At 67.3% G+C, this 25,706-nt stretch carries 29 protein-coding genes; 19 read left to right on the top strand and 10 right to left on the bottom strand.

Annotated features, from left to right (window positions below; genetic code table 11):
* Positions 1-15: 15 nt before the first annotated feature.
* The 5 genes from ACFWAY_RS12335 to ACFWAY_RS12355 form a co-directional block, all read right to left on the bottom strand.
* Complete coding sequence (locus tag ACFWAY_RS12335) at positions 16-1,722, bottom strand: AMP-binding protein (protein ID WP_378510797.1); 1,707 nt, start codon at positions 1,720-1,722, stop codon at positions 16-18.
* The gene (locus ACFWAY_RS12340) at positions 1,719-2,567 is read right to left on the bottom strand and encodes an alpha/beta fold hydrolase (protein WP_378454349.1); all 849 of its coding nucleotides are present in this window, start codon (positions 2,565-2,567) and stop codon (positions 1,719-1,721) included. Before ACFWAY_RS12340 ends, ACFWAY_RS12335 begins: the two co-directional genes overlap by 4 nt.
* Positions 2,564-3,367: a hypothetical protein gene (locus ACFWAY_RS12345; protein WP_378510798.1), complete on the bottom strand. Its 804-nt coding sequence runs from the start codon at positions 3,365-3,367 to the stop codon at positions 2,564-2,566. Before ACFWAY_RS12345 ends, ACFWAY_RS12340 begins: the two co-directional genes overlap by 4 nt.
* The gene (locus tag ACFWAY_RS12350) at positions 3,364-4,557 is read right to left on the bottom strand and encodes an acyl-CoA dehydrogenase family protein (RefSeq protein WP_378454351.1); all 1,194 of its coding nucleotides are present in this window, start codon (positions 4,555-4,557) and stop codon (positions 3,364-3,366) included. The genes ACFWAY_RS12345 and ACFWAY_RS12350 overlap by 4 nt, the downstream gene beginning before the upstream one ends.
* Before the next feature lie 134 nt (positions 4,558-4,691).
* The gene (locus tag ACFWAY_RS12355; protein ID WP_378454394.1) at positions 4,692-5,273 is read right to left on the bottom strand and encodes a TetR/AcrR family transcriptional regulator; all 582 of its coding nucleotides are present in this window, start codon (positions 5,271-5,273) and stop codon (positions 4,692-4,694) included.
* A gap of 227 nt (positions 5,274-5,500) precedes the next feature.
* On the opposite strand from ACFWAY_RS12355, the gene ACFWAY_RS12360 reads away from it, so the two are divergent.
* The 7 genes from ACFWAY_RS12360 to ACFWAY_RS12390 all read left to right on the top strand — a co-directional run bounded on the left by ACFWAY_RS12360 (position 5,501) and on the right by ACFWAY_RS12390 (position 10,242).
* Entirely contained in the window at positions 5,501-5,980 is a 480-nt protein-coding gene (locus ACFWAY_RS12360) for a nuclear transport factor 2 family protein (protein ID WP_378454352.1), read from the top strand.
* The gene (locus ACFWAY_RS12365; RefSeq protein ID WP_378454353.1) at positions 5,977-6,330 is read left to right on the top strand and encodes a DUF485 domain-containing protein; all 354 of its coding nucleotides are present in this window, start codon (positions 5,977-5,979) and stop codon (positions 6,328-6,330) included. The genes ACFWAY_RS12360 and ACFWAY_RS12365 overlap by 4 nt, the downstream gene beginning before the upstream one ends.
* The gene (locus tag ACFWAY_RS12370; protein WP_378454354.1) at positions 6,327-7,931 is read left to right on the top strand and encodes a cation acetate symporter; all 1,605 of its coding nucleotides are present in this window, start codon (positions 6,327-6,329) and stop codon (positions 7,929-7,931) included. The genes ACFWAY_RS12365 and ACFWAY_RS12370 overlap by 4 nt, the downstream gene beginning before the upstream one ends.
* A gap of 143 nt (positions 7,932-8,074) precedes the next feature.
* Positions 8,075-8,545, top strand: coding sequence for a DUF1348 family protein (locus ACFWAY_RS12375; protein WP_378510799.1), 471 nt, complete (start codon positions 8,075-8,077; stop codon positions 8,543-8,545).
* A gap of 8 nt (positions 8,546-8,553) precedes the next feature.
* Positions 8,554-9,126, top strand: a complete 573-nt coding sequence (locus ACFWAY_RS12380; RefSeq protein ID WP_378510800.1) for a TetR family transcriptional regulator — start codon at positions 8,554-8,556, stop codon at positions 9,124-9,126.
* Between the two features lie 41 nt (positions 9,127-9,167).
* On the top strand, positions 9,168-9,491 hold the full coding sequence (locus tag ACFWAY_RS12385) for a putative quinol monooxygenase (RefSeq protein ID WP_378454356.1): 324 nt from the start codon (positions 9,168-9,170) through the stop codon (positions 9,489-9,491).
* 52 nt (positions 9,492-9,543) lie between these two features.
* On the top strand, positions 9,544-10,242 hold the full coding sequence (locus ACFWAY_RS12390; protein WP_378510801.1) for an HAD family hydrolase: 699 nt from the start codon (positions 9,544-9,546) through the stop codon (positions 10,240-10,242).
* Positions 10,243-10,274: 32 nt separating this feature from the next.
* Here ACFWAY_RS12390 and ACFWAY_RS12395 read toward each other — a convergent pair whose 3' ends face one another.
* A complete protein-coding gene (locus tag ACFWAY_RS12395; protein ID WP_378510802.1) occupies positions 10,275-11,348 on the bottom strand; it encodes a diacylglycerol kinase in 1,074 nt (357 codons plus the stop codon).
* Positions 11,349-11,453: 105 nt separating this feature from the next.
* Here ACFWAY_RS12395 and ACFWAY_RS12400 point away from each other — a divergent pair, with 105 nt between their 5' ends.
* From ACFWAY_RS12400 to ACFWAY_RS12430, 7 genes are all read left to right on the top strand, one after another.
* Positions 11,454-12,113, top strand: coding sequence for an aminoglycoside phosphotransferase family protein (locus ACFWAY_RS12400; protein WP_378510803.1), 660 nt, complete (start codon positions 11,454-11,456; stop codon positions 12,111-12,113).
* A 94-nt stretch (positions 12,114-12,207) separates the two neighbouring features.
* Positions 12,208-12,558, top strand: a complete 351-nt coding sequence (locus ACFWAY_RS12405; RefSeq protein ID WP_378510804.1) for a YrdB family protein — start codon at positions 12,208-12,210, stop codon at positions 12,556-12,558.
* A 268-nt stretch (positions 12,559-12,826) separates the two neighbouring features.
* Entirely contained in the window at positions 12,827-14,059 is a 1,233-nt protein-coding gene (locus tag ACFWAY_RS12410; protein WP_378510805.1) for an alkane 1-monooxygenase, read from the top strand.
* Positions 14,059-14,226: a rubredoxin gene (locus ACFWAY_RS12415; protein WP_378454362.1), complete on the top strand. Its 168-nt coding sequence runs from the start codon at positions 14,059-14,061 to the stop codon at positions 14,224-14,226. Before ACFWAY_RS12410 ends, ACFWAY_RS12415 begins: the two co-directional genes overlap by 1 nt.
* Position 14,227: 1 nt before the next feature.
* Complete coding sequence (locus tag ACFWAY_RS12420) at positions 14,228-14,413, top strand: rubredoxin (RefSeq protein ID WP_378510806.1); 186 nt, start codon at positions 14,228-14,230, stop codon at positions 14,411-14,413.
* On the top strand, positions 14,410-15,663 hold the full coding sequence (locus ACFWAY_RS12425; protein ID WP_378510807.1) for an NAD(P)/FAD-dependent oxidoreductase: 1,254 nt from the start codon (positions 14,410-14,412) through the stop codon (positions 15,661-15,663). The genes ACFWAY_RS12420 and ACFWAY_RS12425 overlap by 4 nt, the downstream gene beginning before the upstream one ends.
* A 10-nt stretch (positions 15,664-15,673) precedes the next feature.
* Positions 15,674-16,300 carry a TetR family transcriptional regulator gene (locus ACFWAY_RS12430; protein ID WP_378510808.1) on the top strand — a complete coding sequence of 209 codons (627 nt, stop codon included), beginning with the start codon at positions 15,674-15,676 and terminating at the stop codon, positions 16,298-16,300.
* A 32-nt stretch (positions 16,301-16,332) separates the two neighbouring features.
* Here ACFWAY_RS12430 and ACFWAY_RS12435 read toward each other — a convergent pair whose 3' ends face one another.
* The 3 genes from ACFWAY_RS12435 to ACFWAY_RS12445 all read right to left on the bottom strand — a co-directional run bounded on the left by ACFWAY_RS12435 (position 16,333) and on the right by ACFWAY_RS12445 (position 20,426).
* Complete coding sequence (locus ACFWAY_RS12435) at positions 16,333-17,511, bottom strand: 4-hydroxybenzoate 3-monooxygenase (protein WP_378510809.1); 1,179 nt, start codon at positions 17,509-17,511, stop codon at positions 16,333-16,335.
* A gap of 91 nt (positions 17,512-17,602) precedes the next feature.
* Positions 17,603-18,340: an IclR family transcriptional regulator gene (locus ACFWAY_RS12440; protein ID WP_378454367.1), complete on the bottom strand. Its 738-nt coding sequence runs from the start codon at positions 18,338-18,340 to the stop codon at positions 17,603-17,605.
* Between the two features lie 16 nt (positions 18,341-18,356).
* A complete protein-coding gene (locus tag ACFWAY_RS12445) occupies positions 18,357-20,426 on the bottom strand; it encodes an acyltransferase family protein (protein WP_378454368.1) in 2,070 nt (689 codons plus the stop codon).
* 235 nt (positions 20,427-20,661) lie between these two features.
* On the opposite strand from ACFWAY_RS12445, the gene ACFWAY_RS12450 reads away from it, so the two are divergent.
* The 3 genes from ACFWAY_RS12450 (at position 20,662) to ACFWAY_RS12460 (ending at position 22,925) form a co-directional block, all read left to right on the top strand.
* The gene (locus ACFWAY_RS12450) at positions 20,662-21,939 is read left to right on the top strand and encodes an MFS transporter (protein WP_378454369.1); all 1,278 of its coding nucleotides are present in this window, start codon (positions 20,662-20,664) and stop codon (positions 21,937-21,939) included.
* Between the two features lie 90 nt (positions 21,940-22,029).
* Entirely contained in the window at positions 22,030-22,506 is a 477-nt protein-coding gene (locus ACFWAY_RS12455) for a VOC family protein (protein ID WP_378454370.1), read from the top strand.
* 26 nt (positions 22,507-22,532) lie between these two features.
* A complete protein-coding gene (locus ACFWAY_RS12460) occupies positions 22,533-22,925 on the top strand; it encodes a VOC family protein (protein WP_378510823.1) in 393 nt (130 codons plus the stop codon).
* On the opposite strand, the gene aztA is transcribed toward ACFWAY_RS12460, so the two are convergent.
* Positions 22,909-23,541, bottom strand: coding sequence for a zinc ABC transporter ATP-binding protein AztA (aztA, locus tag ACFWAY_RS12465; protein WP_378454371.1), 633 nt, complete (start codon positions 23,539-23,541; stop codon positions 22,909-22,911). The genes ACFWAY_RS12460 and aztA overlap by 17 nt on opposite strands.
* Positions 23,542-23,559: 18 nt before the next feature.
* Between aztA and aztB the strand changes: the two genes are divergently transcribed.
* Both aztB and ACFWAY_RS12475 read left to right on the top strand, forming a co-directional pair.
* Positions 23,560-24,414: a zinc ABC transporter permease AztB gene (gene aztB, locus ACFWAY_RS12470; protein ID WP_378454372.1), complete on the top strand. Its 855-nt coding sequence runs from the start codon at positions 23,560-23,562 to the stop codon at positions 24,412-24,414.
* Between the two features lie 13 nt (positions 24,415-24,427).
* The gene (locus tag ACFWAY_RS12475; protein ID WP_378454373.1) at positions 24,428-25,702 is read left to right on the top strand and encodes an ABC transporter; all 1,275 of its coding nucleotides are present in this window, start codon (positions 24,428-24,430) and stop codon (positions 25,700-25,702) included.
* Positions 25,703-25,706 lie beyond the last annotated feature (4 nt).

A 25,706-nucleotide genomic window follows, 5' to 3' on the forward strand; every position in this document is an offset into this window, starting at 1 on the left:
GGTCAGCTCTGCTTCTCACGCAGTGCGGAAATCCCTTTCGTGATCGGTCCAGCGCTGCGCCCATTCTCGCAGTTCGACCGCTCGGATCTTGGCTCCGTTACCGCCCACGGTGGTCGGCATCTCCTCGATCACGTGCACCGCGGCCGGAACCTTGAACGCCGCCAAAGACTCTGCGCACCAAGCCTTGAGCTCGACGGCATCGGCCGACGTGCCTTCGGCGGGAACAACGAACGCCACGGCCTCGGTGTATCCGCCGGTGCCGGTGATGCCCACGACCTTCGTCAGGTGGACGGCCTTGTGTTCGGCGAGCCGGTGCTCGATCTCGGCGGGGTCCACCAGGAACCCGCGTAGCCGGAGCACGTCCCCCATTCGGCATACATACGTATAGCCTCCGTCGCCGGTCGCGACGGCCAGGTCGCCGCTGCGGAACCACCCGTCCTTCGTGAATGCGCGTGCAGCGGCATCCGGATTGCCGAGGTAGGCGTCGACGACATTCGGTCCGCGCACCTGAAGCTCACCCTGCTCACCCTCCGGGAGGACCGTGTCATCCAACGGGTCGGCGATGCGAACCTCGATGCCGGGTTCGACCGGACGTCCACCGCCGTTCCAGCGCAGGGATTCCGGATCCGCGGCATCCCACAGCAGCATCAGCGCGAACACCTCGGACGACCCGAAGACGCCCGTCGTGACGGTGCCGAACTCGTCACGCACCCACGCGGCCACCTCGTGCGACCGACCGAGGAAGTCGGCGATCCCGAGGCGCTTCAACGACGACAGGTCGGCGCGTTCGCCCCCGTGCCACGTGTCGTAGAGCCGGGTGAAGAGATCGTCGCCGCCGACCACGTGGGTGACCTTCATCGACTCCATGCGGGCCAGCGTGGCCGCGGCGTCGAAGACGGGTTCCATCAGCAGGGTGCCGCCGCCGGCGAGAGTCGCCAGGGCGGTGCTGTATCCGAATACCCCGGAGACCGGTAGCACGCACAGTGTGACGTCGCCGGGTTCGATGTCGAGGACGACAGTGTCGGCACGCGCGTGGCGAACCACCGCCGATTCGCGATGGGCCGCGAGTTTGGGAACACCAGTGGATCCGGACGTCGTGAACGCGACTGCGAGCGCGTCGTCCGAGGCGGCCCGCTCGCCGGCCGCCGTGGTGGTTGCCATGTCGGGTGTCTCCGGCACCTGGACGGTTCCGGTGTCCGCGCTGCCTGCGGTCCAGGCGCCGCCGCCGAGGTCGAATCGCGACGGGTCGGGAGCGTCGCCCGTCGTTCCGGGACCGCGCACGACGGCGACAGCCGGAGCCGGGAGGTCGAGGGAGTGCTGTGCCTCTTGGAGTCGGCCGAACAGGTCGAGACCGTGGAAGTGGTCGGCGACGGCCACAACCGCGGGACGCGCCGACGTGAGGATGTGTGCGATCTCGTGCGTGTTGTAGCGGGTGTTGACGCCGATGACGTGTGCACCCACGGCGGACGCGGCGAGTTGCCAGACGATCGCGTCCGACCAGTTCGGCAGCAGGACGGCCACGCACTGGCCGCGCAGGACGCCTACCCGCAGGAGCTCCGACTTCAGTGCGTCGACGCGGGCACGGAGTTCGGCTCGGCTGGTGACGATCGGCTCGCCGTCGACAACGTCGAGGGTGGCAGCGGCATCCGGGGCGGCGGCCACGAGTTCGTCGAGAAGCGAGGCGAGTGTGCCACGGCGCGTGGCCGTGTCGTGCGCCGTCACGAGAGCACCACCGCCGCACGCTGTTCGGTCAACCACTCGTCCGCGACCGAGGCGAAGTCGTCGATCTCCTCCATCGGGTAGTGGCCGATGCCCTCGAGCAGGGTGAACGACGCAAGCCCCGGCCGGGCGGCGTCGAGCGTCGACGCGGTCTGCTCGACGCGTCCGGCGTCGATCCACGGGTCCTGCGCCCCGGCGACGAGTCTGAGGGGGCAGGTGATCTCGGCGATCCGGTCGCGGACGTCGTGGGTGCCCCAGCCGATGAGGTCGGAGGACGAGATCTCCGGGTCCTCACGCTTGTGCATCGTGGCGATCAGGCGCGCCTTGGCCTCGGGCACGGCATGTCCGACGGAGGCCAGCGTGCCCAGGTAGGTGCGGTCGGCGCGGCTGGGTCCGGCGACGTCCTCGAGTTCGCGGCGCAGTCCACTCACGTTGACGCGGCCGGGACCGGCCTCCGCTGCCATCGCGATCGCTCCGGCGAGCGGCCTCGACGGCCGCGTGGCGAGCTCGAGTGTCAGCTTGCCTCCGATGGAACACCCGATGACGAAAGGCCGTTCGACTGCGAGCGCATCGAGGACCTTCCCGAGCCAGTCCCCGAAGGTGACGATACTGGTGACGGGTCCGTCGACCGCGGGCTCGGAACGTCCGTGCCCCGGAAGGTCGGGGACGATCACCCGGTAGCCCCGGCCTGCCAGTTCGGACGCGACGTGCCGCCACTGGACTCCGCTCTGGCCTGCGGTGTGCAGGCACAGAACGGTGGGCACGCCGGTGTCGGGGTGATTGTCGGGGGTGATGATCTCGACGAAGCCGAGCGCTCCGTCGATCTCCAGATATCGGGCCTCGATCATGGCCGGGCCTCCCTTCCGCACGTGAGTGGCAAAGTGTGCCCCGCGACGCTTTGCCACTCACGTGCGGCGGTGCGGGCATGGGCAATGATGATGTCGAGTGGTTTGGTGAGTCGCAGGTACTCGTACCCGTCACCGCTGGAGGAGAATTCACCACTGATGGCGCGGCGTAAGAATTCGTTCCGTTCGGCGAACACCAGGTCGACCCAGGTGACGGCCGGGGCGATGAGCGTGAACGTGGCCCCGCCCGGGACTCGGCGGGCGACGTCGATGATGCGTCCGCGGTAGATCCGCAGTTGCAGTTCGCGGGCCCGGCCCGAGGAGTCGGTGCAACGCAGACCCACGGTGCCGTCCCACGTCGACAACGAGGACGCGAAGGCCGGATCAGCGGAGAGGGATTCGCGCAGACGCTCTCCCCAGGCGGGCGTGCAGAAGTCGACAGCCGGATCGAATCGGACATTGGACGGTTCGGGCGAACGCCACGTCTCGATTCCCTCCTCGCGTATCGACCCGGCCTCGTCGACGAGCCGCAGGTGGCGATCGAACACAGCTCCGTCCTCGGACTGTTCGACGCGTGTGACGACCGACTCGACGTGGACGACATCGTCGCCCGTCACCGCGGACTGCGAATTCCATTGCAGTCCTGCGCGTGTGGCGCCGGGCGTCGTCGGCGGAGCGAGTACTCCTGCCACGACGATTCCCGTCAACGATGCTTCCGGCAGGGGCAGTCCGAGTTCGGAGACTCGCCGGGCGTCGCTCACAGTGCGATCGCCGACGGCGATGCTTGTGGTGAGTGTGCTCATTCGGCAGTCCTTCCCAGGAGTTCGTCGGAGATGATCCGCATCTGGATCTCGCTGGTGCCCTCGAAGATCTTCGTCAACCGCGCATCCCGCCAGTGCCGCTCCACCTGAAAATCGGTGGTGTACCCGGCGCCGCCGTGAATCTGCACCGCCTCACTGGTCACCCGTTCGGCCATCTCCGTCGCCACCAACTTGCACATCGACGCCTCCAACGAACACCGCCGCCCGGTATCGATATCGGTGGCCACCGAATACATCAACTGCCGCGCCGCCTCGATGTCGGCGGCCATCTTCGCCACTTTGAACCGCAGATGCTGAAAGTCCGCCAGCTCGTGCCCGAACTGACGGCGGGTATGCAGGTACGCGATCGAATCCTCCAACGCGCCCCGCGCCAGACCAATCGCCCGGGCCGCGGTATGCGCCCGCCCCACCTCCAGACCGGACACCGCCAGATAGAAACCCTTGCCCTCCTCACCGAGCATCGCCGTCGCCGGTACCCGGAAATTGTCGAACGAGAGCTCCCACGTGCTCCACCCGAAATACCCGATCTTGCGGATCTTCGTTCCGCTGATCCCTTCGGGGAATCCGCCGCGCTGCTTGTCGATCAGGAACGCGCTGATCCCCCGGTGTGGCTTCGCCGGATCCTTGTGCGGATCGGTACGCGCGAACAGCACCAGGTAGTCGGCCTCGTCGGCGTACGTGCACCACATCTTCGTGCCGCTGATCACCCAGTCGTCACCGTCCCGGGTGGCACGGCACGAAATGTTCGCGACGTCGGATCCGGCCTCGGCCTCCGACAACGCGTACGCACCCAGGTACTCGCCGCGGGCGACCTTCGGCAGCAACGCCGCCTCCTGCTCCGGGGTGAACCCGCCGCCCATCCCGTTGCCGCGGGCCAGCAGCCCCGACACGCTCATCCACGCCCGGGACAACTCCTCCGCGACCAGGCAGTACTCGAACACGCCGAGGCCGAGACCGCCGTGCTCCTCGGGGATCATGATCCCGAAGAACCCGACCTCGGCCATCGCCTTCTTCAACGTGTCCGGGATGGTGCCCCGCACCGGGTCGAGTTCGTTCGCGACCGGGAGCACCTGCGTCATCGCGAAGTCGCGTGCCAGGTCGCGGATCGCCACTCGGTCCTCGGTCAGATACCGCGGCGAATCGGTACGCGGCTGCGACGGCCTGTGAGTCATGGACACTCCTCATCCACTCGAACTACGGGGCGCGACACGGGAGAACTCGCGGTTCCGCCCTCGCATCACATTAACGCTTGTTCACCCAGTAGAGCACGGACGGGATCACACCGTCAATGCCGAATCCGCCCAATTCAGGCGGGACGGTATCCCACCAGGTTGAGCGCGTAGACGCCGTACGAGTCCGCGACCGCCTGCACGGACAGCGGCCCGTCCGGCCGATACCACAGGGCGATTCCCGCGCACATGGTCAGCACGGCGGTCACCGCCTGGTGAACATGGGGGACGTCGAAGTCGCCGCCGGCCACGCCCGCCTCCGCGATGGTGACGAACAGGTGCTCCTGCGCATCGCGCGAGCCCACGACCCGTTTGCGATCGACCTCGTCGAGATAGCGCAGTTCGGTGTTGGCCACGAGGCACGCGCGCTGATTGCGTGCGGTGTACAGCGAATGCGCGACCACCGCGGCCGTCCACTGCTCCGCCGGCGCGGAGCCCGCCCTCCGCAGGGCCGTCCGGGTGGCGGTGAACTGCTCGTCACTGGCCGACCGCAGAATCTCGACCAGGAGTTCGTCCTTGTTCTCGAAATGGTTGTACACATTGGCGGCACTGCAGCCCGCACGCTTGGCGATGGTGCGCATGGTCGCCGCATGAAACCCGGCCGTGTAGAACTCCTCCAGCGCCGCGTCCAGAATCCGCTGCCGAACCGGGGCAATCACCGCACCACTTGACCGAGTGTTCACCCCTCGGAGGGTAGGTGCCGCGTGCGGCGCGGGCAACACACCCACCGGAAAATGCAGTTCACCAGCCTCCCCTCGCGTCGACCGAGGTGAACCGTGCACGGTGTTGACCGTCGGCATGACGTCCGTTATGGTCCACATCACGTGAACGGTTGTTAATGACTGGTTCGCACATTCCGCTCATCACACCGTGGAGGTATGCCACCTTGAGCACCCTCGAAGACCGAATCCGCCGCCTCGAAGACCTGGAGGCCATCCGGTACCTCGACGCGCAGTACTGCCGCCATCTCGACGACGGCAACTGGGACGCCCTGATGGATCTGTTCACCGACGACGGCGAATTCGACGGGCTGTCCAACCCGAAGGGCAAGGGCGAGATGCGGGCGTTCTTCGCCGGCCTCGCCCCCGGTGGGCTCACCGCGTTCTGGCACTTCATCACCAACCTGGAGATTCATCTCGACGGCGACCGCGCCACCGTCCGCTCGTTCCTGTGGCAACCCTGCGTATCCGACGGCAATGCCTCCATCGCCGCCGGCCGCTACACGGACGAGGCCGTCAAAGTCGACGGTCGCTGGTTTTATCGCGTCAAGCAAGTGCGCTTCCACTACTTCGGTCCGCTCGCGGAGGGCTGGGACGAGAACCAGTTCGCCCTCGACTCGGCGCGACGTGCGGCGGTGAACGCGTGACCACCGACTCTCCTACCACCGCGGCGAGCGCAGCCGTCTGGTCACCGATTCTCGCGTTGCCGGAGTTCGTCGAACTGCGGCGACGACGCCGGGCCGTCACCACCGGACTCGGCCTGATCGCGATCGCATTGTTCTCGGGCTTCCTCGTCGGATTCGCCTACTTCCCCGAATTCCTCGGTGCCAACACGGCGTTCGGCATTCCGCTGTCGCTGTGGGTGGTGTTCTCCCAGTTCGCCGGCACCTGGGTGCTCGTATTCGCGTACTTCCGGCTCTCCCGCACCTACATCCAACCCGCCGCCGATGCCGCCGTCCTGGCCATCGCGCAACGTGATCAGGAGCATGCCTCATGACCGGCGACGCCGATTTCCTCGCCATCGGCATCTGTGCCGCCGTCATCTCGCTCACGCTGTGGGTGACGTTCGCCGCGTCGCGCCGAAGCCGTAGCGCCACCGGGTTCTTCGCTGCGGGACGCTCGATCACCGGCTGGCAGAACGGTTTCGCGATCGCCGGTGAATTCATCTCCGCCGGCAGTTTCCTGGGCACCACGGGGTTGATCTTCTACAAGGGCGTCGACGGCGCCGTCATCCTGTGCACGTCCGTGGTCTCCTTCCTCCCGGTTCTCTTCCTCCTCGCCGAGAAGATGCGAAACGTCGGAAAGTTCACTCTCGCGGATGTTCTGGTGTTCCGGACCGGCGCACGTCGCGTCCGGGTGGTGGTTGCGCTCTCCACCATCGTCACCGGCACGTTCGTGCTGCTCGCCCAGCTCGTGGCGGCGGGCGTCCTGCTCGAGTCCGTCTCGGGGATCCCGTTCGGTCTGTCCGTCGTGGTGGCCGGTTCGCTCATGGGCATCTACGTCTTCGTCGGCGGAATGCTGGCGACCACGTGGGTTCAGGTGATCAAGTCGTCCATTCTGTCGATCCTGGCGATCGTGGTGTGCCTCGGGATCCTCGCGAAGTTCGGCTTCAGCGTCCCCGGCATGCTCGGGGCGGCAACCTCGAACGCGTCGGCCGGCGATGCGATCCTCTCGCCGGGCCTGATCTTCGGACAGACCGGTGCGATCAACCTGATCTCGTACTCGCTGGCGTTCGCGCTCGGCACGGCCGGTATGGCGCACATCCTGATCCGCTTCTTCACCGTCCCCGAGGCCGCGACGGCGCGAAAGTCGCTCGGCTGGACCGTCGCGCTGTGCAGCATCTTCTACCTGATCGTCATCGTCATGGGCTTCGGCACCGCAGCACTTCTCGGTCCCGACGGGGCGGATCGTGTCGGCGCCGGCGGCAATCTCGCCGCACCCACGCTGGTCACGGAGCTCGGCGGAGGCGTCGGCACCATCGGTGGATCGATCGCGCTGGCCATGGTGGCGGCCGTCGCATTCGCCAGCATCGTCGCCGTCGTCGCGGGCGTCGTGATCTCGGCTGCGGGAACGTTCGCCCACGACGTGTGGCCCACCCTCACCCGCCGGAAGTCCGCCGACGCCGGCACGGAGACGGCGGATGCCCGCGAGGCGAAGGTCGCCCGGTACGCGGCGGTCGCGTTCAGCGTCGTCGCGATCGGACTGACGATGGCAATTGGCGACACCACGAACATCACCTACTTCATGGGAATGGCCTTCATGGTCGCCGGCAGTGCGCACCTGCCCAGCCTGCTGCTCAGTCTCAACTGGCGCCGGTTCAACAGCACGGGCGCCGTGTGGGGCATCTCGGTGGGATTGACCTCCACCGTGGTCAGCCTGATGTTCACGGAGGCGCTCTGGCTGGGTAGTGGTCCGGCGCCGCTCACCATTCAGTTGCCGGTGATCATCACGATGCCGCTCGGGCTGGCCGCCGCCGTGATCGGCTCCCTCGCCGGCGAACGCCTTCGCGGACGGCCGGCGGATCGAGACGAGAAGTTCGCCGAGATGCTGGTGCGTGCCGAGACCGGTATCGGCGCGGAACTCGCCGAGAAGCACTAGGTTTCACGCTCGACCGGTGCCCTCGCCTTCACGGCGGGGGCACCGTCCGTGAGGTGTGTCCGCCGCGACCCTGGACAGTGTTTGTACCTATCGGTACAGTCTGTACTGAAAGGTACAATACCCTCCCCGAAGGAGCGCACACCATGTCCGTTCGCCCACCCGTCCCCCCGTTCACACTCGACACCGCGATCGCGAAGGTTCGCGCCGCCGAGGACGGCTGGAATTCCCGTGATCCGGAGAAGGTCGCGCAGGCTTACACCGAGGACAGTTGGTGGCGCAATCGGTCCACCTTTCTGCAGGGACGCCGCGAGATCGTCGACTTCCTCGCCGGGAAGTGGGACCGCGAGCTGGAATACCGTCTGATCAAGGAGCTGTGGGCGCACGACGGGAATCGGATCGCAGTCCGGTTCGCGTACGAGTTCCACAACACGGACGGGCAGTGGTTCCGCGCGTACGGAAACGAGAACTGGCAGTTCGACGAGAACGGTCTGATGCGGTGGCGCCACGCCAGCATCAACGACCTGCCGATCGACGAATCCGACCGCGAGTTCTTCTGGGACATGTCCGGCGTGCGACCGTCGGATCATTCCGGGCTGAGCGATCTCGGACTCTAGGAGAAGTCATGCCCCGAGCGGTAGCCGAGCGCGGCGACGTCGTCCCCGTGCTGGCCGAGGTGTTCCGATCCCACGGGTTCGACGGCGCGAGCCTGGCCGTCATCACCGAGCACACCGGGCTCGGCAAAGGCAGCCTGTACAACTTCTTCCCCCGCGGCAAGGACGAGATGGCCGAGGCCGTCCTCGACGAGGTCGACACCTGGTTCCAGACCGCCGTGTACCGGCCGCTGCATGGGTCCGAGCCCGCCGCCGCCCGTCTCGAGCGGATGTTCGACGACGTCGAGACGTACTTCCGGTCGGGTCGCCGAATCTGTCTGTTCGGCGCGTTCGCGCTCGGCCTCGAGCGTGACCGCTTCGCCCACCGGGTCCGCGCCTACTTCACCGACTGGGTCGATTCCCTCGCCGGCGCCCTCGCCGACGCCGGCCACGGCAGGCAGTCGCGTCCACTCGCCGAGGAGGTCGTCGCCGGGATCCAGGGCGCACTGGTCCTGGCGCGCGCCCTGGACGACCCCGACAGCTTCACCCGCATCCTCACCCGGCTCCGCCGCGCGGTCGGGGATCCGACGGAATCGCGCGCGTAGGATTCGTCACGGAATGCGTCAACTCGAGAAGTGAGGCAGCCGTGATCTTCATCGTCGTCAACTTCACCGTGAAACCGGACCACGCCGACGGCTGGCTCGACCTGGTGCAGCCGTTCACCGAGGCGACCCGAAACGAACCGGGCAACCTGTGGTTCTACTGGTCGCGCGCGGTGGAGGATCCGAACCTGTACGTCCTCGTCGAAGCGTTCCGCGACGACGACGCCGCCGTCGCCCACGTGCAGAGCGAGCATTTCCAGAACGCCCTGCGCGAGCTGAAGCCCGCCCTCGCGCAGACACCGCGGATCATCAACACCAAGATCGACGGCACCGAGTGGTCGCTGATGGGTGAACTCGAAGTCGACTGACCCCGTCCGGCTTCACCCTGAAGTCGCGTGCACCGCGCGTTAGCCTGGACACGTGGCTTCCGATTTCACCGAACTCGACGCAGTGATCTTCGACTTCTCCGGCACGCTGTTCCGGCTGGAGGAGGACGACAGCTGGATGGCCGGCCTCACCGACCACGAAGGTGAACCGTTCGACCTCCACCAGCAGGCCGAGCTGATGCGGCGCATGACGGCACCGGTCGGTCAGACCGTCGAGATGGACGCCGCCGAGCACCATGCGTGGACCAACCGCGACCTCGACCCTCGGTTCCACCGGCAGGCGTACCTCGACGTTCTGCGCAAGTCCGGGGTCGCGCACGAGGACCAGGCGGTCGGGCTGTACGAGCGGCTGATCGACCCGGGATGCTGGAGCGCATACCCCGACACCGCGGAAGTGCTTGCGTCACTGAAGGACCGTGGAATCAAGGTCGCGGTGCTGAGCAACATACCGTTCGACATCCGGCCCGCGTTCGCAGATCTGGGAGTCGAGCATCTGGTCGACGAGTTCGTGCTGTCGTTCGAGGTGGGTGCGATCAAACCGGACCCGAAGATCTTCGAGCACGCCCTCGCCGCACTCGGTTCCGCACCCGAACGGACTCTGATGGTCGGCGACAGCGAGGAAGCCGACGGTGCGGCACGAAAGGTGGGCTGCGCGTTCGCACTCGTCGAACCCGTTCCCCTCGCGGAGCGCCCCGACGGTCTTCGTAATGCGCTCAGTGCCTTCGGCCTGTGAGTACTTATTAACCACGGGCGGTTAATAAGTACTCACGGGCGCGAAGCGCGGCCGGTGACGAGGGGCAGGTCGAGTGCGGTCACCAGCCCGGGCTTCGCCTCGACCACTGCGGGCACCGAATTCACCAGCCGCATCGCGGTGACGATCATCCCCGACACGTTGTGGTCGCCGTGCTCGCCATGGTGGTTGAACTCGACGGTCATCACGGGCTCGCCCGTGATGTCGATGCGGTAGCACCCGTCGCCGCGAGTGGGTTTCGGCCAGTCCGGTTTCTGTTCGGGGTGGGTGCGGGTGACGTGCTCGAGGACCACGCGCGGCACCCCGTCGACCGTGCCGACGACTTCGAACCGCACCGCCGCCGCAGTTCCCTTCGCGATGTGGCACGACAGAATGTCGAGGTCCTCCTCGGCGGGGATGCGTTCGAACTTCTCCACCAACGGTTCGTCGAGCGTCAGGCCCACTCCCGCGGCGATCTGGCGGACGACGCTCCCCCACGCCAGCGACAGCACGCCCGGCTGGAACAGCATCGGCGTCTCCTCGACTGGTTTGCCGAAACCGAAGATGTCGCTCATCACCACCGGCTGGTAGTAGGTGGAGTAGTCAGCGATCTCGGAGCATCGCACCTCGTCGATCCGCTGTGACAGGCTCGTCATGGCCAGCGGGAGAACGTCGTTCGCGAACCCGGGGTCGATGCCGTTCACGTGAAGACTCGCGCCTCCCTGTTCGCCGGCGGCGCGGATGCGGTCGACGAGCTCGTCCGGGACCACCCCGATCGGGTACTGCAACAGAACGGGTCCCGAGGACACGACGTTGATGCCGGCCTCGAGGAACGAGATCAGGTCCTCGATGGCGTCGAAGATGCGGTCGTCCGTCATCGCGGTGTGCACGATGCAGTCCGGTTTCAGGGCGAGAAGTACCGCCTTGTCGTCGGTCGCCTTCACGCCGAGTTCTCTTCCGAGGCCCGCCAACTCCCCGGCGTCCTTCCCGACCTTCTCCGGGTTAGACACCCACACGCCGACCAGTTCGAGGTCGTCGCGGGCGTCGATCCCTGCGATGGCGTGACGCCCGACCGTACCGGTGGACCATTCGACGACGCGGTAGCTCATGAGTTCTCTCCGAGTTCCAGAAGTAGTACCCCTCCCGCGAATGTAACAGGTTCTAGTTTGCGCTGGTGCGCGATTGCAGAACAGTTCGCGAGGCACAATGCGGGTGTGCCGGATCTGGAACTGCCGACGAACCTCATGCGAGAAATGACCGAGCTCGCCGCGCCGCGCCGAACGTGGCTGGCCGACCTCCCCGCCGTCGTCGAGACGGTGAGTCGGGAGTGCTCGCTGGAGGTCGGTCGCCCGTTCCAGCCCGGCGGCGTGACGTCCTGGACGGCACCCGCACGCACCGCCGCCGGTGAACGCGTAGTGCTGAAGGTCGGCTGGCGACACGACGAGGCGCTGCACGAGGCGGACGGACTCGCGGCGTGGAACGGCGACGGCGCCGTCCGACTGCTCGCCCACCGCGTGCTCGACCACACCACGGCGCTGCTCCTCGAAGCCTGCGAACCCGGCACCCCGCTGTCCGACATCCGGCCACCCGAGGAACAGGACGTCGTGATCGCCGGGTTGCTGCGCAGGCTGTGGATCGAACCAGCCGCCGACAGCCCGTTCCGCCCACTCACCAGCATGTGTGACGTGTGGGCCGACGAGTTCGAGGAGAAACTCACACGCGCACCGCACTTGGATCCGGGCCTCGCGCGAACCGGCATGGAACAGTTCCGCGAACTACCGCGGACGGCAACTCAGTCGCGGCTACTGTGCACGGACCTTCACCCCGACAACGTACTGTCCGCCCGCCACGTCGCCGCCATGCTTCGCCCGTGAGTACTTATTAACCACGGGCGGTTAATACAGTAAGTACTCACGGGCCCCGATCTGCACCAGCCTCGCTTCCACCGCACGCATCTAAGCTGGGGCGATGAGCGAAGCCGGCGCGCAGCGAGTGGGTGTTCTCGACGTCGTGGCCTTCGCCTGTGAGATCGCGATGCTGGCCCTGCTCGCCGTCGCGGGTTGGTCGCTCGCGAACTCGACGGTCGTTCAGGTGGTTCTCGCGACGCTCCTCCCGGTGGCTGCGGCCGTGCTCTGGGGCGTCGCCATGGCACCGAAATCGCGTCGGCGACTACGCAACCCAGCTCGACTGTTCGCCCAGACCGCGCTGTTCGCGGTGACCGGCGTCCTCGTCGCACTCGCCGGTCACCCATGGTGGGGGCTGGTCTTCGCCGTCGTTGCGACAGCAACGTTCGCGGCGCGCTCGCGGACGCCGGAGTAGACGACTACCAGCGATACCCGAGCAGGCCGAGGACGAATTCGAGCCAGTCGGGAAGTCCGGGGTCGCGGAACATCGAGGGCCTCCTCAGCACGGCGAAACGGTGTCGAACTCTCTATCGGCAGCGAAGACCCCGGCGTTAGAGCGCTGCACGTCGTGGGGTTTACAAATCTTCATATTTGCCTAGACCCTGGATCCAAGTGCGTGTACTGTCCAAATAAGAGTGAGCTGGTTCATACCGGCACGGCTACTGGACGAGGAGGTTCGGATCGTGACGACGTCGAGTATCGGCAGGATGGCAGGAGAGGCACCACCGGAAGTGTGGCGTGACCGCAAGCGCTACCTGTGGTTGATGGGATTGATTCCCCCGACCGCACTGTTCCTCGCTGCGGGGCTCGTGTGGGCATTCAACCAACTCGGATGGTCGGCGGCAGCTCCGGTGTGGTGGTGGATCGGCGCCCTGCTGTTGTTCGGACTGCTTCCGCTCCTCGACCGGTTCTTCGGGCCCGACGGCCAGAACCCTCCCGAGGAAGTGATGGAGCAGCTCGAGAACGACAGGTACTACCGGTACTGCACCTACGTGTTCATCCCGTTCCAGCTGGCGAGCCTGGTCTTCGCGTGCTACCTCTGGTCGGCGGACAACCTCTCCTGGCTCGGCATCGACGGCGGCCTCGGACCGGTGTCGAAGATCGGCGTCGCGTTCAGCGTCGCCGTCATGGGCGGCATCGGCATCAACACCGCACACGAGATGGGTCACAAGAAGACCGAACTCGAACGGTGGCTGGCCAAGATCACTCTCGCACAGACCTTCTACGGCCACTTCTACATCGAGCACAACCGGGGCCACCACGTCCGGGTCGCCACACCGGAGGACCCGGCGAGTTCACGGTTCGGAGAAAGCTTCTGGACGTTCCTGCCCCGCAGCGTCTGGGGAAGCCTGAAGTCCTCCTGGGAGCTCGAGAAGGCGCGGATGCAGCGACTCGGCAAGAGCACCTGGAGCATTCACAACGACGTGCTCAATGCCTGGCTCATGTCGGTGGTGCTGTTCGGTGCGCTCATCGCCCTATTCGGTCCGGTCGTCATCCCGTTCCTGATCATTCAGGCCGTCTACGGTTTCTCTCTCCTCGAGACGGTCAACTACCTCGAGCATTACGGCTTGATGCGTCAGAAGACCGCCAGCGGCCGCTACGAGCGCTGCGCTCCCGCACACAGCTGGAACTCCGACCACATCGTGACCAACACCTTCCTGTACCACCTGCAGCGCCACAGTGACCATCACGCGAACCCCACCCGGCGCTATCAGACGCTCCGGAGCATGGACGGCGCCCCCAACCTGCCCAGCGGTTACGCCAGCATGATTACGCTCGCGTATTTCCCGCCGCTCTGGCGCAAGGTGATGGATCACCGCGTGCTCGGCCACTACGACGGCGACATCACCCGTGTGAACATCCAACCCGGCAAGCGCGAGAAGGTGCTGGCCAAGTACAGCGGCGGGGTTCGGTGATGGCCGCCTACCAATGCCCGGTCTGCGACTACGTCTACGACGAGGCGTCCGGCGCCCCGCGTGAGGGATTCCCCGCCGGCACCGCCTGGGCCGATGTGCCCGACGAATGGTGCTGCCCCGACTGCGGGGTCCGCGAAAAGATCGATTTCGACCCGAAGGTGGCGTGACATGAGTACCGATTTCAAGCTTTACCGCTGCGTCCAATGCGGATTCGAATACGACGAGGCCGAGGGCTGGCCGGAGGACGGCATCGAGCCCGGCACCAGGTGGGACGACATTCCCGAGGACTGGTCGTGCCCCGACTGCGGGGCCGCAAAGGCCGACTTCGACATGGCCGAGGTCAGCCGGGTATGAGTCCTTCCACGGAACTGTCGACGGTCGTCATCGTCGGGTCCGGCATCGCCGGGGCGAGCGCTGCGATGACACTCCGCTCGGAAGGGTTCACCGGGCGCATCGTCCTGATCGGCGAAGAACCCGCGGAGCCGTATCGGCGTCCGACGGTGTCGAAGGACCTGCTGTCGGGTGCCACGTCCACGGAGAAGACCGCGCTGAAGCCGGACTCCTTCTGGAAGGAAAGAGATATCGAATTGATTACCGGTACAACGGCAGTCGACCTCGATACCGGGCGGAAGTCGCTGACGCTCTCCTCCGGAGAAACACTGTCGTACAGTGCTCTGCTGCTCGCGACCGGAGGCCGGGCCCGAAAACTCGGGGGTGCCTCCGGTGCGCACGTCTTCACTCTGCGGTCGACGGCCGACGCCGATTCCCTGCGCGAGTCGATTCGACGCACCGGTTCCCTGCTCGTGATCGGCGGGGGACTCATCGGATGTGAGGTCGCGGCCACGGCGCGGTCACTCGGTGCGGAGGTCACCGTCCTCGAACGGGACCCGTCGCTCCTCAGTCGAATTGTGCCCCCGGAAATCTCGACGATGATCGCTTCGCTGCACTCCGAGAACGACGTCGACGTCTGCACGGATGTCGCACTGTCGTCGCTCGACGTGATCGACGACGGCTCCGCCCGCGCCACGGCGGACGACGGTCGCAGCTGGAGTGCCGGCACCGTCCTCGTCTCGGTCGGCACCGTCCCCGAGGTGACGCTCGCGGTCGCGGCGGGACTGCGCGTTCACAACGGCATCACCGTCGATGGGCAGTTTCGCACCTCGACCGACGGCGTCTACGCGGCCGGAGACGCGGCGAACATCCCCGGTGCGCGTGACGACGAGCGATACCGTTCCGAACACTGGAACGGCGCTCAGGCACAAGGGATTGCCGCCGCGCACTCCATCCTCGGGAAGCCCATGCCGTTCACCGACGTTCCATGGGGGTGGTCCACGCAATACGGCCACACCGTGCAGTTCGCCGGCGCGACCCGATTCGACGACGACTACGTGATCCGCGGTTCGATCGCCGATCGCGATTTCACCGCGGTCGCGGTGCGTAAGGACACGCCGGTCGGGGTCATCTCCGTGGGCCGCCCGAAAGACCTCCGCACCGTGCGCACGATGATCGCCCAGGGCCGTCGGGTCGACTGTGCCGCGTTGGCGGACGAATCGGTTGCTCTTACCGCCGACGAACGGGAAGGTCGGGTCGCGGCCGCCCGCTAGCATCGAGGTCATGTCCGAAGACGACCGCACCGAGCGACAGAGTCGATACCGGCTGGCCGCAACGTCGCTGATGCGGGAGACAACACTCGATGCGCTCCGGGAACTGCTGCTCGAACGTCCATGGCCGACAATCACCATGACCGACGTCGCGGGCGCCGCGGGGCTGAGCAGGCAGACGATCTACAAAGAGTTCCGATCGCGGCGCGGCCTGGCGGAGGGGTACGCACTTCGGCTGACCGACAGCCTCGTCACCGTCATCGAATCCGCTCTGTACGAGAACCCCGGCGACGCGACAACTGCTCTGCGACACGGATATGCGACGTTCTTCGAACTCAGCGGAGCCGATCCCCTGGTGATGTCGCTGCACCAGGGGAAGGCACCCGAAGATCTGCTGCGCCTGATCACGACGGACAGCAACATCATCATCCGGCCCGCGGCCGAACGGCTCGCACAGACGTTGCAACGGTCGTGGGTGAACTCGTCCCCGGACGACGCGGGCATCATCGCGCACGCCATCGTCCGGCTCGCCCTGAGCTTCATCGCCAACCCACCCGAAGACACCGCGGCGGCGTCGGCGAACACCGCCCGACTGTTCGCACCGTTCGTTGCGGCTCCGCCACCCGTGAGTACTTATTAACCGCCCGACGTTAATAAGTACTCACGGGGGCGTCAGCCCAAAGGGGTGCCGACGTAGTTCTCGGCGATGAGTGTGCGGCCGGCGACGGAGCGGGTGACCATGTCGAGTTCGGCGACCTGCCGCTTGTGGCCGAATCCGGTGTCGTCGGGGAGTCGGTGCAGCATCGAGGACATCCACCAGGAGAAGTGCTGGGTCCGCCACACGCGCGGGAGGACGCTGTCGGTGTAACCCTCGAGCCCGGCCCGGCTGCGGGTGGCGAAGTACTCGGCCATCGCCTTGGACAGGAAGTACACGTCGGCGATCGCCAGGTTCATGCCCTTGGCGCCGGTGGGGGGCACGGTGTGGGCGGCGTCGCCGGCGAGGAAAAGGTTGCCGTGCTGCATGGGTTCGCACACGAAGCTGCGGAACTGCAGGATCGACTTCTGGAAGATCTTGCCGTCCTTGATTTCCGCGCCTTCGCCGTCGACGCGGGCGTGCAGTTCCGACCAGATGCGGTCGTCGGACCAGTTGTCGACGGAGTCGTCCGGGTCGACCTGCAGGTAGTGCCGCTGGACCTCCGGGGTGCGGGTGCTGATGAGCGCGAAGCCGCGCGGGTGGTTGGCGTAGATCAGTTCCTCGGACGACGGCGGGGCCTCGGCGAGGATGCCGAACCAGGCGAACGGGTACTGACGGAAGTGGTCGGTGCGGACGGTGGTCTCGGGGATGAGACCGCGGGTCGTGGTCCGCGATCCGTCGCAGCCGGCGACGAGCGCGCAGGTGAGCGTCTGCTCGTTGCCGTCGGCGTCGGCGTAGGTGATCTTCGGGTTATCGGACGTGTGGCCCAGAACCTGCACGTCGGAGACGCCGAAGCGGATGTCACCGTCGTCTTCGAGACGCCGGGCGATGAGGTCCTTGAGGACCTCGTGCTGCGGGTAGACGGTGACGGCGCGGCCGCCCGTCAGTTCGTCGAAGTCGATGCGGTGGCCGCGTCCGCCGAACCGCAGTTCGATGCCGTGGTGGGTGAGTCCCTCACGCTTGAGGCGGTCGCCGAGTCCGGTGTCGACCATCAGGTCGACGGTGTTCTGTTCGAGCACACCGGCCCGGATGGTGCCCTCCACCTCCTCGCGGGTGCGGCTTTCGAGCACGACGGAATCGATGCCCTTCAGGTGCAGGAGATGGGACAACATCAGTCCTGCGGGACCCCCGCCGACGATCCCGACCTGTGTGTTCATGAGCAGACTCCTCGCGTAGTTCGTGACACCAGTCACTGTCCTGCGGAGAAGCGGCCCGCAACACCCCCTCTTTCACTGAGTGAAAGATGAGCTACGCGACGCCGCGGGAAATGCCTCGCGCAGCCGCCCGCACCGCCGGGATCAGAGGCGCGGGATCCTTCTCCGCCGGAACCACGACGGACACCGCAGCCACCACCTCACCCGTCGACCGCGACACCGGCGCGGCCACGGCCAGCGTCCCGACGTTGAGGTGCTCACGGCACGTGACCCAACCGGTCCGGCGGATGTCGTCGAGGGTGCTGCGCAGGCGATGTTCGGTGGTGATGGTGGACGGGGTGAAGCGTTCGAGGCCGGCGGCGAGGACGGCGTCGAGCAGGTCCGTGCCACCGAACGCCAGCAGCACGAGGCCGCCGCTCGACGCGTGTAGCGGCAGCCGGCCCCCCGCCCTCCCGACGACCGTCACGGCGCCGCGCGCCGACAGCCGTTCGATGTAGAGCGCTTCCAGATCCTCCCGGACCACGAGTTGCACGTTCTCGCGCGTCGCCTCGTACAGATCCTCGAGGTACGGCAGCGCCACCTGCCGGAGTCCGTGGGCGCGGGGCGCGAGCGCACCCAACTCCCACAGCCGCACCCCGATCTCGTAGTGCCCGTCGTCGACGCGTTCGAGGGCGCCGTTGTCGACCAGTTGACGGCACAGCCGGTGCACCGTCGGCAGCGGCAGTCCGGTGCGGCGACTCAGCTCCGACTGCGACAGCCGCGGGCGCTCCGAGGTGAACGAACCCAGCACCAGGAAGGCGCGTCCCAGCATGCTGCGGTCGTCTTCGGACATGCCGCCAGTATCCCGGTCACCACCAGCGGGTGGCCATGCCGATCTGCCGGTCGAGTTCGGGGACGAGACTCCGGACGTACGTCGCGGAGAGGTGATGCGAATCGTGGTACACGAGGATGTTTCCCTGCACGACGCGGCAGATCGCCACGTCACAGACGGCATCCGTGAGGTCGAGCGGATACACCGAGGGCAGGTCGCGGGCCGCCTCGAGCGTGGGGTTGTCCGGTGCCAGCACGTCGTCGCGGGGCAATCCGCAGCTGTCGGCGTCGCCGCCGTCGGCCAGGCAGTCGACGGCCGAATACGGGACGCCGTCGCGGTGCAGCCACGGGGTGTCGCGAATGCCGAGGAACGGGAGCCCGAAGTCTGCGAGCCGCGCCCACAGGCCCACGTAGTCGTCGGGAGTGACGTCGCCGGCGCCCTCCTCGTTGGGCCGCGAGGACGTCGAGAACACCCAGTCCGGCCGGTGATCACGGAGACGGTCGAGGACGTCGCGGGACCAGTCGCCGCAGTCGGGATACGGCTCGCCGGCGAGCAGCGGAACGTCCGCGACGGTCAGCGGGCACCCCATCTTGAGATACGTCTCGACGCGGATACCGCGCTGTTGCCCGATGCGATCGAGCGCGGGCACCCAGTGCTCGGCGTGGGAACTGCCCACCACGGCGATCGTCCGGTCGGCGGTGAGGTCGCCGTACACGCAGGTGACGACGTCGCGGGTGCTCAGATCGGAGATGCAGCCGTCGAGGGTCGGCTGCGGAAGATCGCCCGGCGCCTCGAGCAGGGTGGGTCGCATGTCCGTGCGCGGCGCGAACGCGCCGTCGGTCAACGACGCCGCACCCGGGTACAGCCACGGGTCCAGCTCGCCGACCCGGGCGGTGGTCTCGGGGTTGCGGACGAGATACACGTGCCAGCCGGATGCGGTCCCCACGACGGCGACGCCGAGGATCGCGACCAGCGCGGTGAGCAACCGGCTCGGACGGGCAGACCCCGTCTGGAACCGCGCTTCGATCAGCCGCTGGGTGAGCCACGCCAGCACCAGCGACACGAGGATCACCGCGAGTCCGCCGAGCGCTCCGACCGCGGGCCGCTCCCGCCACGTGAGGTAGAAGATGAGGATCGGCCAGTGCCACAGGTACAGCGAATACGCCAGGCCACCGAGTTCGACGAACGGCCGCGACGCCATCATCGTCACGATCCCCGGCTGCTCGGAGGGACCGGCGCCCGCGAGGATGAGCGCCACCGCCGCGCCGACCGGGATCAGGGCCGCCGGGCCGGGGAACAGGGCCGCGCCGTCGACGAGGAATCCGCACCCGAGGACCACGGCGAATCCCGCGACGGCGAGGACCACGCGACACCACCGGGGCAGCGCGATGCGATGGAGGACGAGCGCGAGCAGCGCACCCGCGAGCAACTCCCACAGTCGCGCGAACGTGTCGAAGTACGCCCACGACTGCCGGTCCTGCGACAGCGCGGCCGCGTAGGTGAAGGACGCGACGAACCCCGCACCGAGCACACCGCCGAGGAGTGGACGCACGAGACCGGTCCGGCGGCGGCACGTCCACGCGATCCCGGCCACCACCGCGAGGGCGAGCAGATAGAACTGCCCCTGCACGGACATCGACCACAGGTGCTGAAGCGGACTGACCGACGAGTCGGCGGCGGCGTAGTCGGACGCCGTCCGGGCCAGCTGCCAGTTCTGCACGTACAGCAGCGACGCGAGGAGTTGGTCCGCGATCCCCGACCACTGCGTGAACGGCCGCTGGATCACGGTCACGACCGCGGTCGCGGCCGACACCACCACGAGCGCGGGCAGCAGCCGGCGGGCGGTGCGACGCAAGACGGCGGGAATCGACGGACCCGAGTCCGCGCCCACGCGTCGCACGAGCATGCCGGTGAAGAAGAACCCCGAGAGGACCAGGAAGATGTCGACGCCGCCGGACACCCGCCCGAACCACACGTGATAGACCACGACAAGCGCGATCGCGATTCCGCGCAGACCGTCGAGGTCGTACCGGTAGCCGCTCGCAGCCGACGGTGGCGCCGCGGCGTGGCTCGGACGGCTCGCAGCCACCTGGGGGTTGGGTCTCACAATCCGTCCTGGCTCATCGACTCGGTACCCGGTCGATTATCCACACGGGGTTTACCAAGCCTTGACCAACCCGTGGCGACATTGGGCGCACGCCCAGGGACGGCGGACCGCCAGGGTGTGGAGTGGCCGATGTTTGACAGGCAACTATGGCGCGCCACACAATGAGTCCGCGTATAGAACTAGAGTTCGCATTGCGAACGCCCCTTGCGAATCACCGCCGAATGTCGAGGACATCATGACCACTTCCCAACGAAGCGCCGCCCGCGCCTCCACCGCCCTCTGGGTCGCGCCCCTCTGCTGGGTGGCCGTGCTGCTCGACGGTTTCGACCTGGTCGTCCTCGGCGCCGTCATCCCTTCACTCCTCGACTACGAGGACTGGGGGCTGACCACCGGAACGATCACGTTCATCTCGACATTCGGCCTGGTCGGCATGACCATCGGCGCCCTGGTCATCGGCACGCTCACCGACGTCATCGGACGCCGGCGGGCCCTCCTCTTCGCCGTTGCGGCGTTCTCCGTCCTCACGCTCCTCTGCGCGGTGGCGCCCAACCCGTTCGTCTTCGGACTGTTCCGCTTCCTCGCGGGAGTCGGACTCGGCGGCGCGCTGCCGACCGCACTGGCCCTGGTCAACGAGTTCACGAAGAAACAGGGCGGCGGCTCCGCGTCGACGCTGCTGATGACCGGTTACCACGTGGGTGCCGTCGCGACGGCGGCGCTGGCGATCGTCCTGATCGAACCGTTCGGCTGGCGTTCGATGTTCGTCGTCGGCGCCCTGCCCGCAGTGATCCTGATTCCGCTGATGCTGCGGTACCTTCCCGAATCTCCCTCGTATCTGCTGGCGCACGGCAAGCGCGCCGAGGCCGAGGCCATCGCGAAGCAGTACGGCCTCGAACTGGAAGCGGCACCCGCCGCCGATGCTCCCGTTGCGGTCTCGGCCAACCCGGTGCGCGCCCTGTTCTCGCGTCCGTTCCTGCGCAACAGCATCGCCATCTGGGTCACCTCGTTCATGGGACTGCTGCTCGTCTACGGCCTCAACACGTGGCTGCCGACGATCATGCGCGAGGCGGGTTACAACCTGGGCGCGTCGCTGACATTCCTGCTGATCCTCAATGCCGGTGCGGTGGTCGGACTGCTGATCGCGGGCGGCGTCGCCAACAAGATCGGCCCGCGCACGGCAGCCATCATCTGGTTCGCGGGCGCCGCCGTGTTTCTCGCGCTGCTCAGCGTCAAGGTGTCGTTCGGCATCTACGCCCTGGTGTTCCTCGCCGGCTGCTTCGTGTTCAGCGCACAGGTTCTCGTCTACGCGTTCACGAGCGCCAACCACCCGCCGCAGATCCGTGCCACGGCTCTCGGCTGGTCGGCCGGCGTCGGCCGGGTGGGCGCGATCTGCGGTCCGATCCTCGGCGGTGTCCTGCTCGGCGCGGGCTACGCGGTTCCGTGGGGCTTCTACGCATTCGCCCTGGTAGGACTGTTCGGAGCGATCGCCATCTCGTCGACCCGGACGGTGCGCTGAACTCCTGACGGCCGTTCGATGAGTTTCGGGCGTGGGCGCGGTCTATATCGGCGAGGATGAATCGACGAGGACCTGCGAGAGGAACGTGCCATGAAACCGATCACCCCCTGCCTCTGGTTCGACACCGAAGGTGAAGAGGCCGCGAAGTTCTACACGTCCCTGTTTCCGAATTCGCGGATCACGGAGGTCACCCACTACGGTCCGAACACTCCCGGCCCGGAGGGACAGGTGCTGACGGTGTCCTTCGAGATCAACGGACAACCGTTCATCGCGCTCAACGGCGGCCCGCAGTTCACGTTCGACGAGGCCATCTCTTTCGAGATCCTCTGTAAGGATCAGGCGGAAGTGGACCGGTACTGGGACGCCCTCACCGGCGACGGCGGCGAGGAAAGCCAATGCGGTTGGGTCAAGGACCGTTTCGGCGTCTCCTGGCAGGTGGTCCCCGAGCGGCTGTACGAACTCATGCGCGACCCGGACACCGACAAGGCGCAGCGTGCCATGCAGGCCATGCTGAAGATGCGCAAACTCGACGTCGCCGAACTCGAGAAGGCGTTCGAGCAGGCGTGACGCCTGCCGACGAGGAGGTGAACGGCATGGCCGAGGACGGCAAGACCCACATCAACGGTGTGCACACGGTGGCGGTCCCCGTGACGGATCAGGATCGGGCGCTCGAATTCTATGTGGGCACACTCGGTTTCGAACGCCGTATGGATGCGGAGTTCAGCCCCGGACAGCGGTGGGTAGAGGTGGCGCCACCGGGATCGGCGACGTCGATCGCGCTCGTGCCTGCACGCGACGGCGTCCCCGCGGGCGTCGAGACGGGCATCCGCCTCACCACCTCGGACGCCGACGCCGACCATGCGACCCTGTCGGCGAACGGCGTCGACGTGGACGCGGAGGTCATGCGGATGGGCGACTACGTGCCGCCCATGTTCTACTTCCGGGATCCGGACGGCAACAAGCTCGTCATCATCGAAGTGGGGTGAGCTGCACCCCCGACGACAGGGTCAGCACCTGGTCGGCGCGTTCCGCGTCGTGGGATTCGTGCGTGGCCACGACGACGATCGCTCCCCGCGCGGCCTCTTCGCCGACGACGTCGCCGATCACGGCGCGGGCTTCCGCGTCGAGACCGGTGGTGGGCTCGTCGAGGAGCAGCAGGTCGCCGCGTTGCACGAGCGCCTGCGCGAGCAGGGCGCGTTGACGCTGTCCGCCCGACAGTGTGCCGATCCGCCGCCCGCCGAGGTCCGCGATACCGAGCCTGTCCAGCGCCTCGTCGACGGCGCCGCGGTCGCCGGGAGTGAGCCGTCGCCACAATCCGCGTCGATGCCAGGCCCCCATTGCCGCCACCTCGCGCACGGTCAGCGGTAGCTGATCACTCACCGCATTGCGTTGCGGCACATACGCCATGCCCAACCCCCTCGTTCCGTCGATTCGTCCCGTCGTCGGGCGCGCGATGCCCGCCAGGCACTGCAGGAGCGTCGACTTCCCCGACCCGTTGTGCCCCACGACGGCCGTGACGGTGCCCGGCGCGAGCCGCGCGCTCACGCCGTTCAACGCGGGGGTCGCGCCATATCGGACCACGATTTCGCTTACGACAATCATTATCGTTAGAGTAGCAGAGTGCAGTGGCTACTCGACCCCCTGATGGTTTCCTTCGTCCGGCGCGCGCTCTTCGCGGGAATGCTGGTGTCCGTCCTCTGCGCACTGGTGGGCACGTGGGTCGTGTTGCGCGGCATGGCCTTCATGAGCGAGGCCATCTCACACGGCATGCTGCCCGGAGTGGCCGTCGCCTATCTCGCCGGCGCGAATCTCCTCGTCGGCGCGGCTGCGAGTGCGGTCGTCATGATCCTCGGCGTCGCCTGGGTCTCGAAGAACTCGCGACTGTCCGAGGACACCGGGATCGGCCTGCTGTTCGTCGGCATGCTCACGCTGGGTGTCGTGATCGTCTCGCGCGCAAAGTCGTTCGCGGTCGATCTCACAGCCTTCCTGTTCGGCGACGTCCTGTCGGCGACGCGGGGAGATCTGATCTGGCTCGCGGCGGCGGCCACGGTCGCCGGGATCGTCTCCGTGATCGCGTACCGCCCCTTCGTCGCCCTCGTCTTCGACGAACGCAAGGCCCACACCCTGGGTCTGCAGCCGCGGTGGGCGCACCTCGCGCTCCTGACACTGGTGGTCCTCGCGGTGGTCGCCTCGTTCCGCATCGTCGGCACCCTGCTCGTGTTCGGCCTCCTCGTCGCCCCGTCCGCCACCGCAGCACTGTTCGGCAGGTCGATCGGCGCGACGATGGTCATTGCCGTGCTCCTCGGCTGGTCCGCCACGTTCGCCGGGTTGATCGTGTCGTGGAATGCCGACACCGCCGCGGGCGCGACGATCGCCGGAATCGCCGTGCTCCAGTTCTTCGTCGCGGCCCTCGCCCGGTCGGCAGCGCGACGACACCGGCCTGCCGCTTTTCCCACTCCGATACCCGTTCGATAGATGGAGACCATGAATGCCGAACACGACCCTCGCCCGCGCAGCAATTGCCGCGGTCGCCGCACTGACCCTCGGCGCCTGCGCAACCCCACAGGAGGAGGCCGCGTCCCCCGACGGCCGGAGCCAACCGGGTAGCGACCTCGCCGCCGAAGCCGGATCCACCGAGGTCGAGGGGCCCGAACCCCGGCTCGTCGTGTCGGACGCCGACTCCGGCCGCGTGGACGTGCTCGACCTCGCGACCGCCGAGACTCTCCATTCGTTCGAGTTCGACAATCCGACGCGGGTGACGACGGTGAAGGACCGCTACGCGTTCGCGGTGGACGGCGCCGGCGGCGCCGTGCATGTCCTGGACGCCGGTTCCTGGACCATCGACCACGGTGACCACACCCACTCGTACACCAAGCCACCGTTCGAACTCGGCGCCCTCGCGGGCGGCAAGCCGACGCACGTGATCGAGGGCGACGACAAGGTGGCGACGTTCTTCAACGGCGACGGCGTCGCCCGCGTGATCGACTTCGCCGCCCTCCGCAAGGACAGCATCGACGTCGGGACCGTCGTGGACGCCGACGCACCGCACCACGGTGTCGCCCTGCCGATCGCCGACGGTTTCGTGGTGTCGCACTCGGCCGCCGACGGAACCGATTCCCGCCCCGGCACGTTCGAGGTCCACACCGCGGACGGGGAGGTCCAGCAGAGCTTCGACACTGCCTGCCCGAACATGCACGGCACGGCGGTGTCCGACACGAACGTGCTGGCCGCGTGCGACGACGGACTGTTCGTCGCGACCACCGCCGCCGGGGCCTGGACGTCGGAGAAGGTTCCGTACCCGGCAGGCATCGACGCCGCCACCCGACCCACCTCGTTCCGCGGACACGACGGCCTCCCGATCCACGTCGCCGCCGCCGGACCCGCCGCCACCAATGACGGGGTGCTGGTCTTCGATGCGCGCACCCGCGGGTGGACGCACGTCCGGACCCCGGATCGGGTGCTGAGCGTCGCACCGGCGGGCGACGGTCGGTCCGTGTTCACGGTCCTCGCGGACGGCACCTTCCGCGTGTACGACACGACGACCGGCGCGGAGACCGCCTCGTCCCACGTGCTGGCCGCCCCCTACGACTGGAGCACCGAGTCCGCGGCCCCGCCTGCCGTCGTCGTCGGCGGCAGCCGCGCATACGTCTCGGATCCCGCGTCGAAGACGGTGACCGAGATCGACTTCCGGGACGACGCGCGGGTGGCACGAACTCTCGACGTCGGAGTCGCCGCGTCCACGCTCGGCGTGGTCGGGCTGTGAGCAG

The organism is Rhodococcus sp. NPDC059968 (assembly GCF_042738615.1).
Taxonomy (GTDB): Bacteria; Actinomycetota; Actinomycetes; order Mycobacteriales; family Mycobacteriaceae; genus Rhodococcus_F.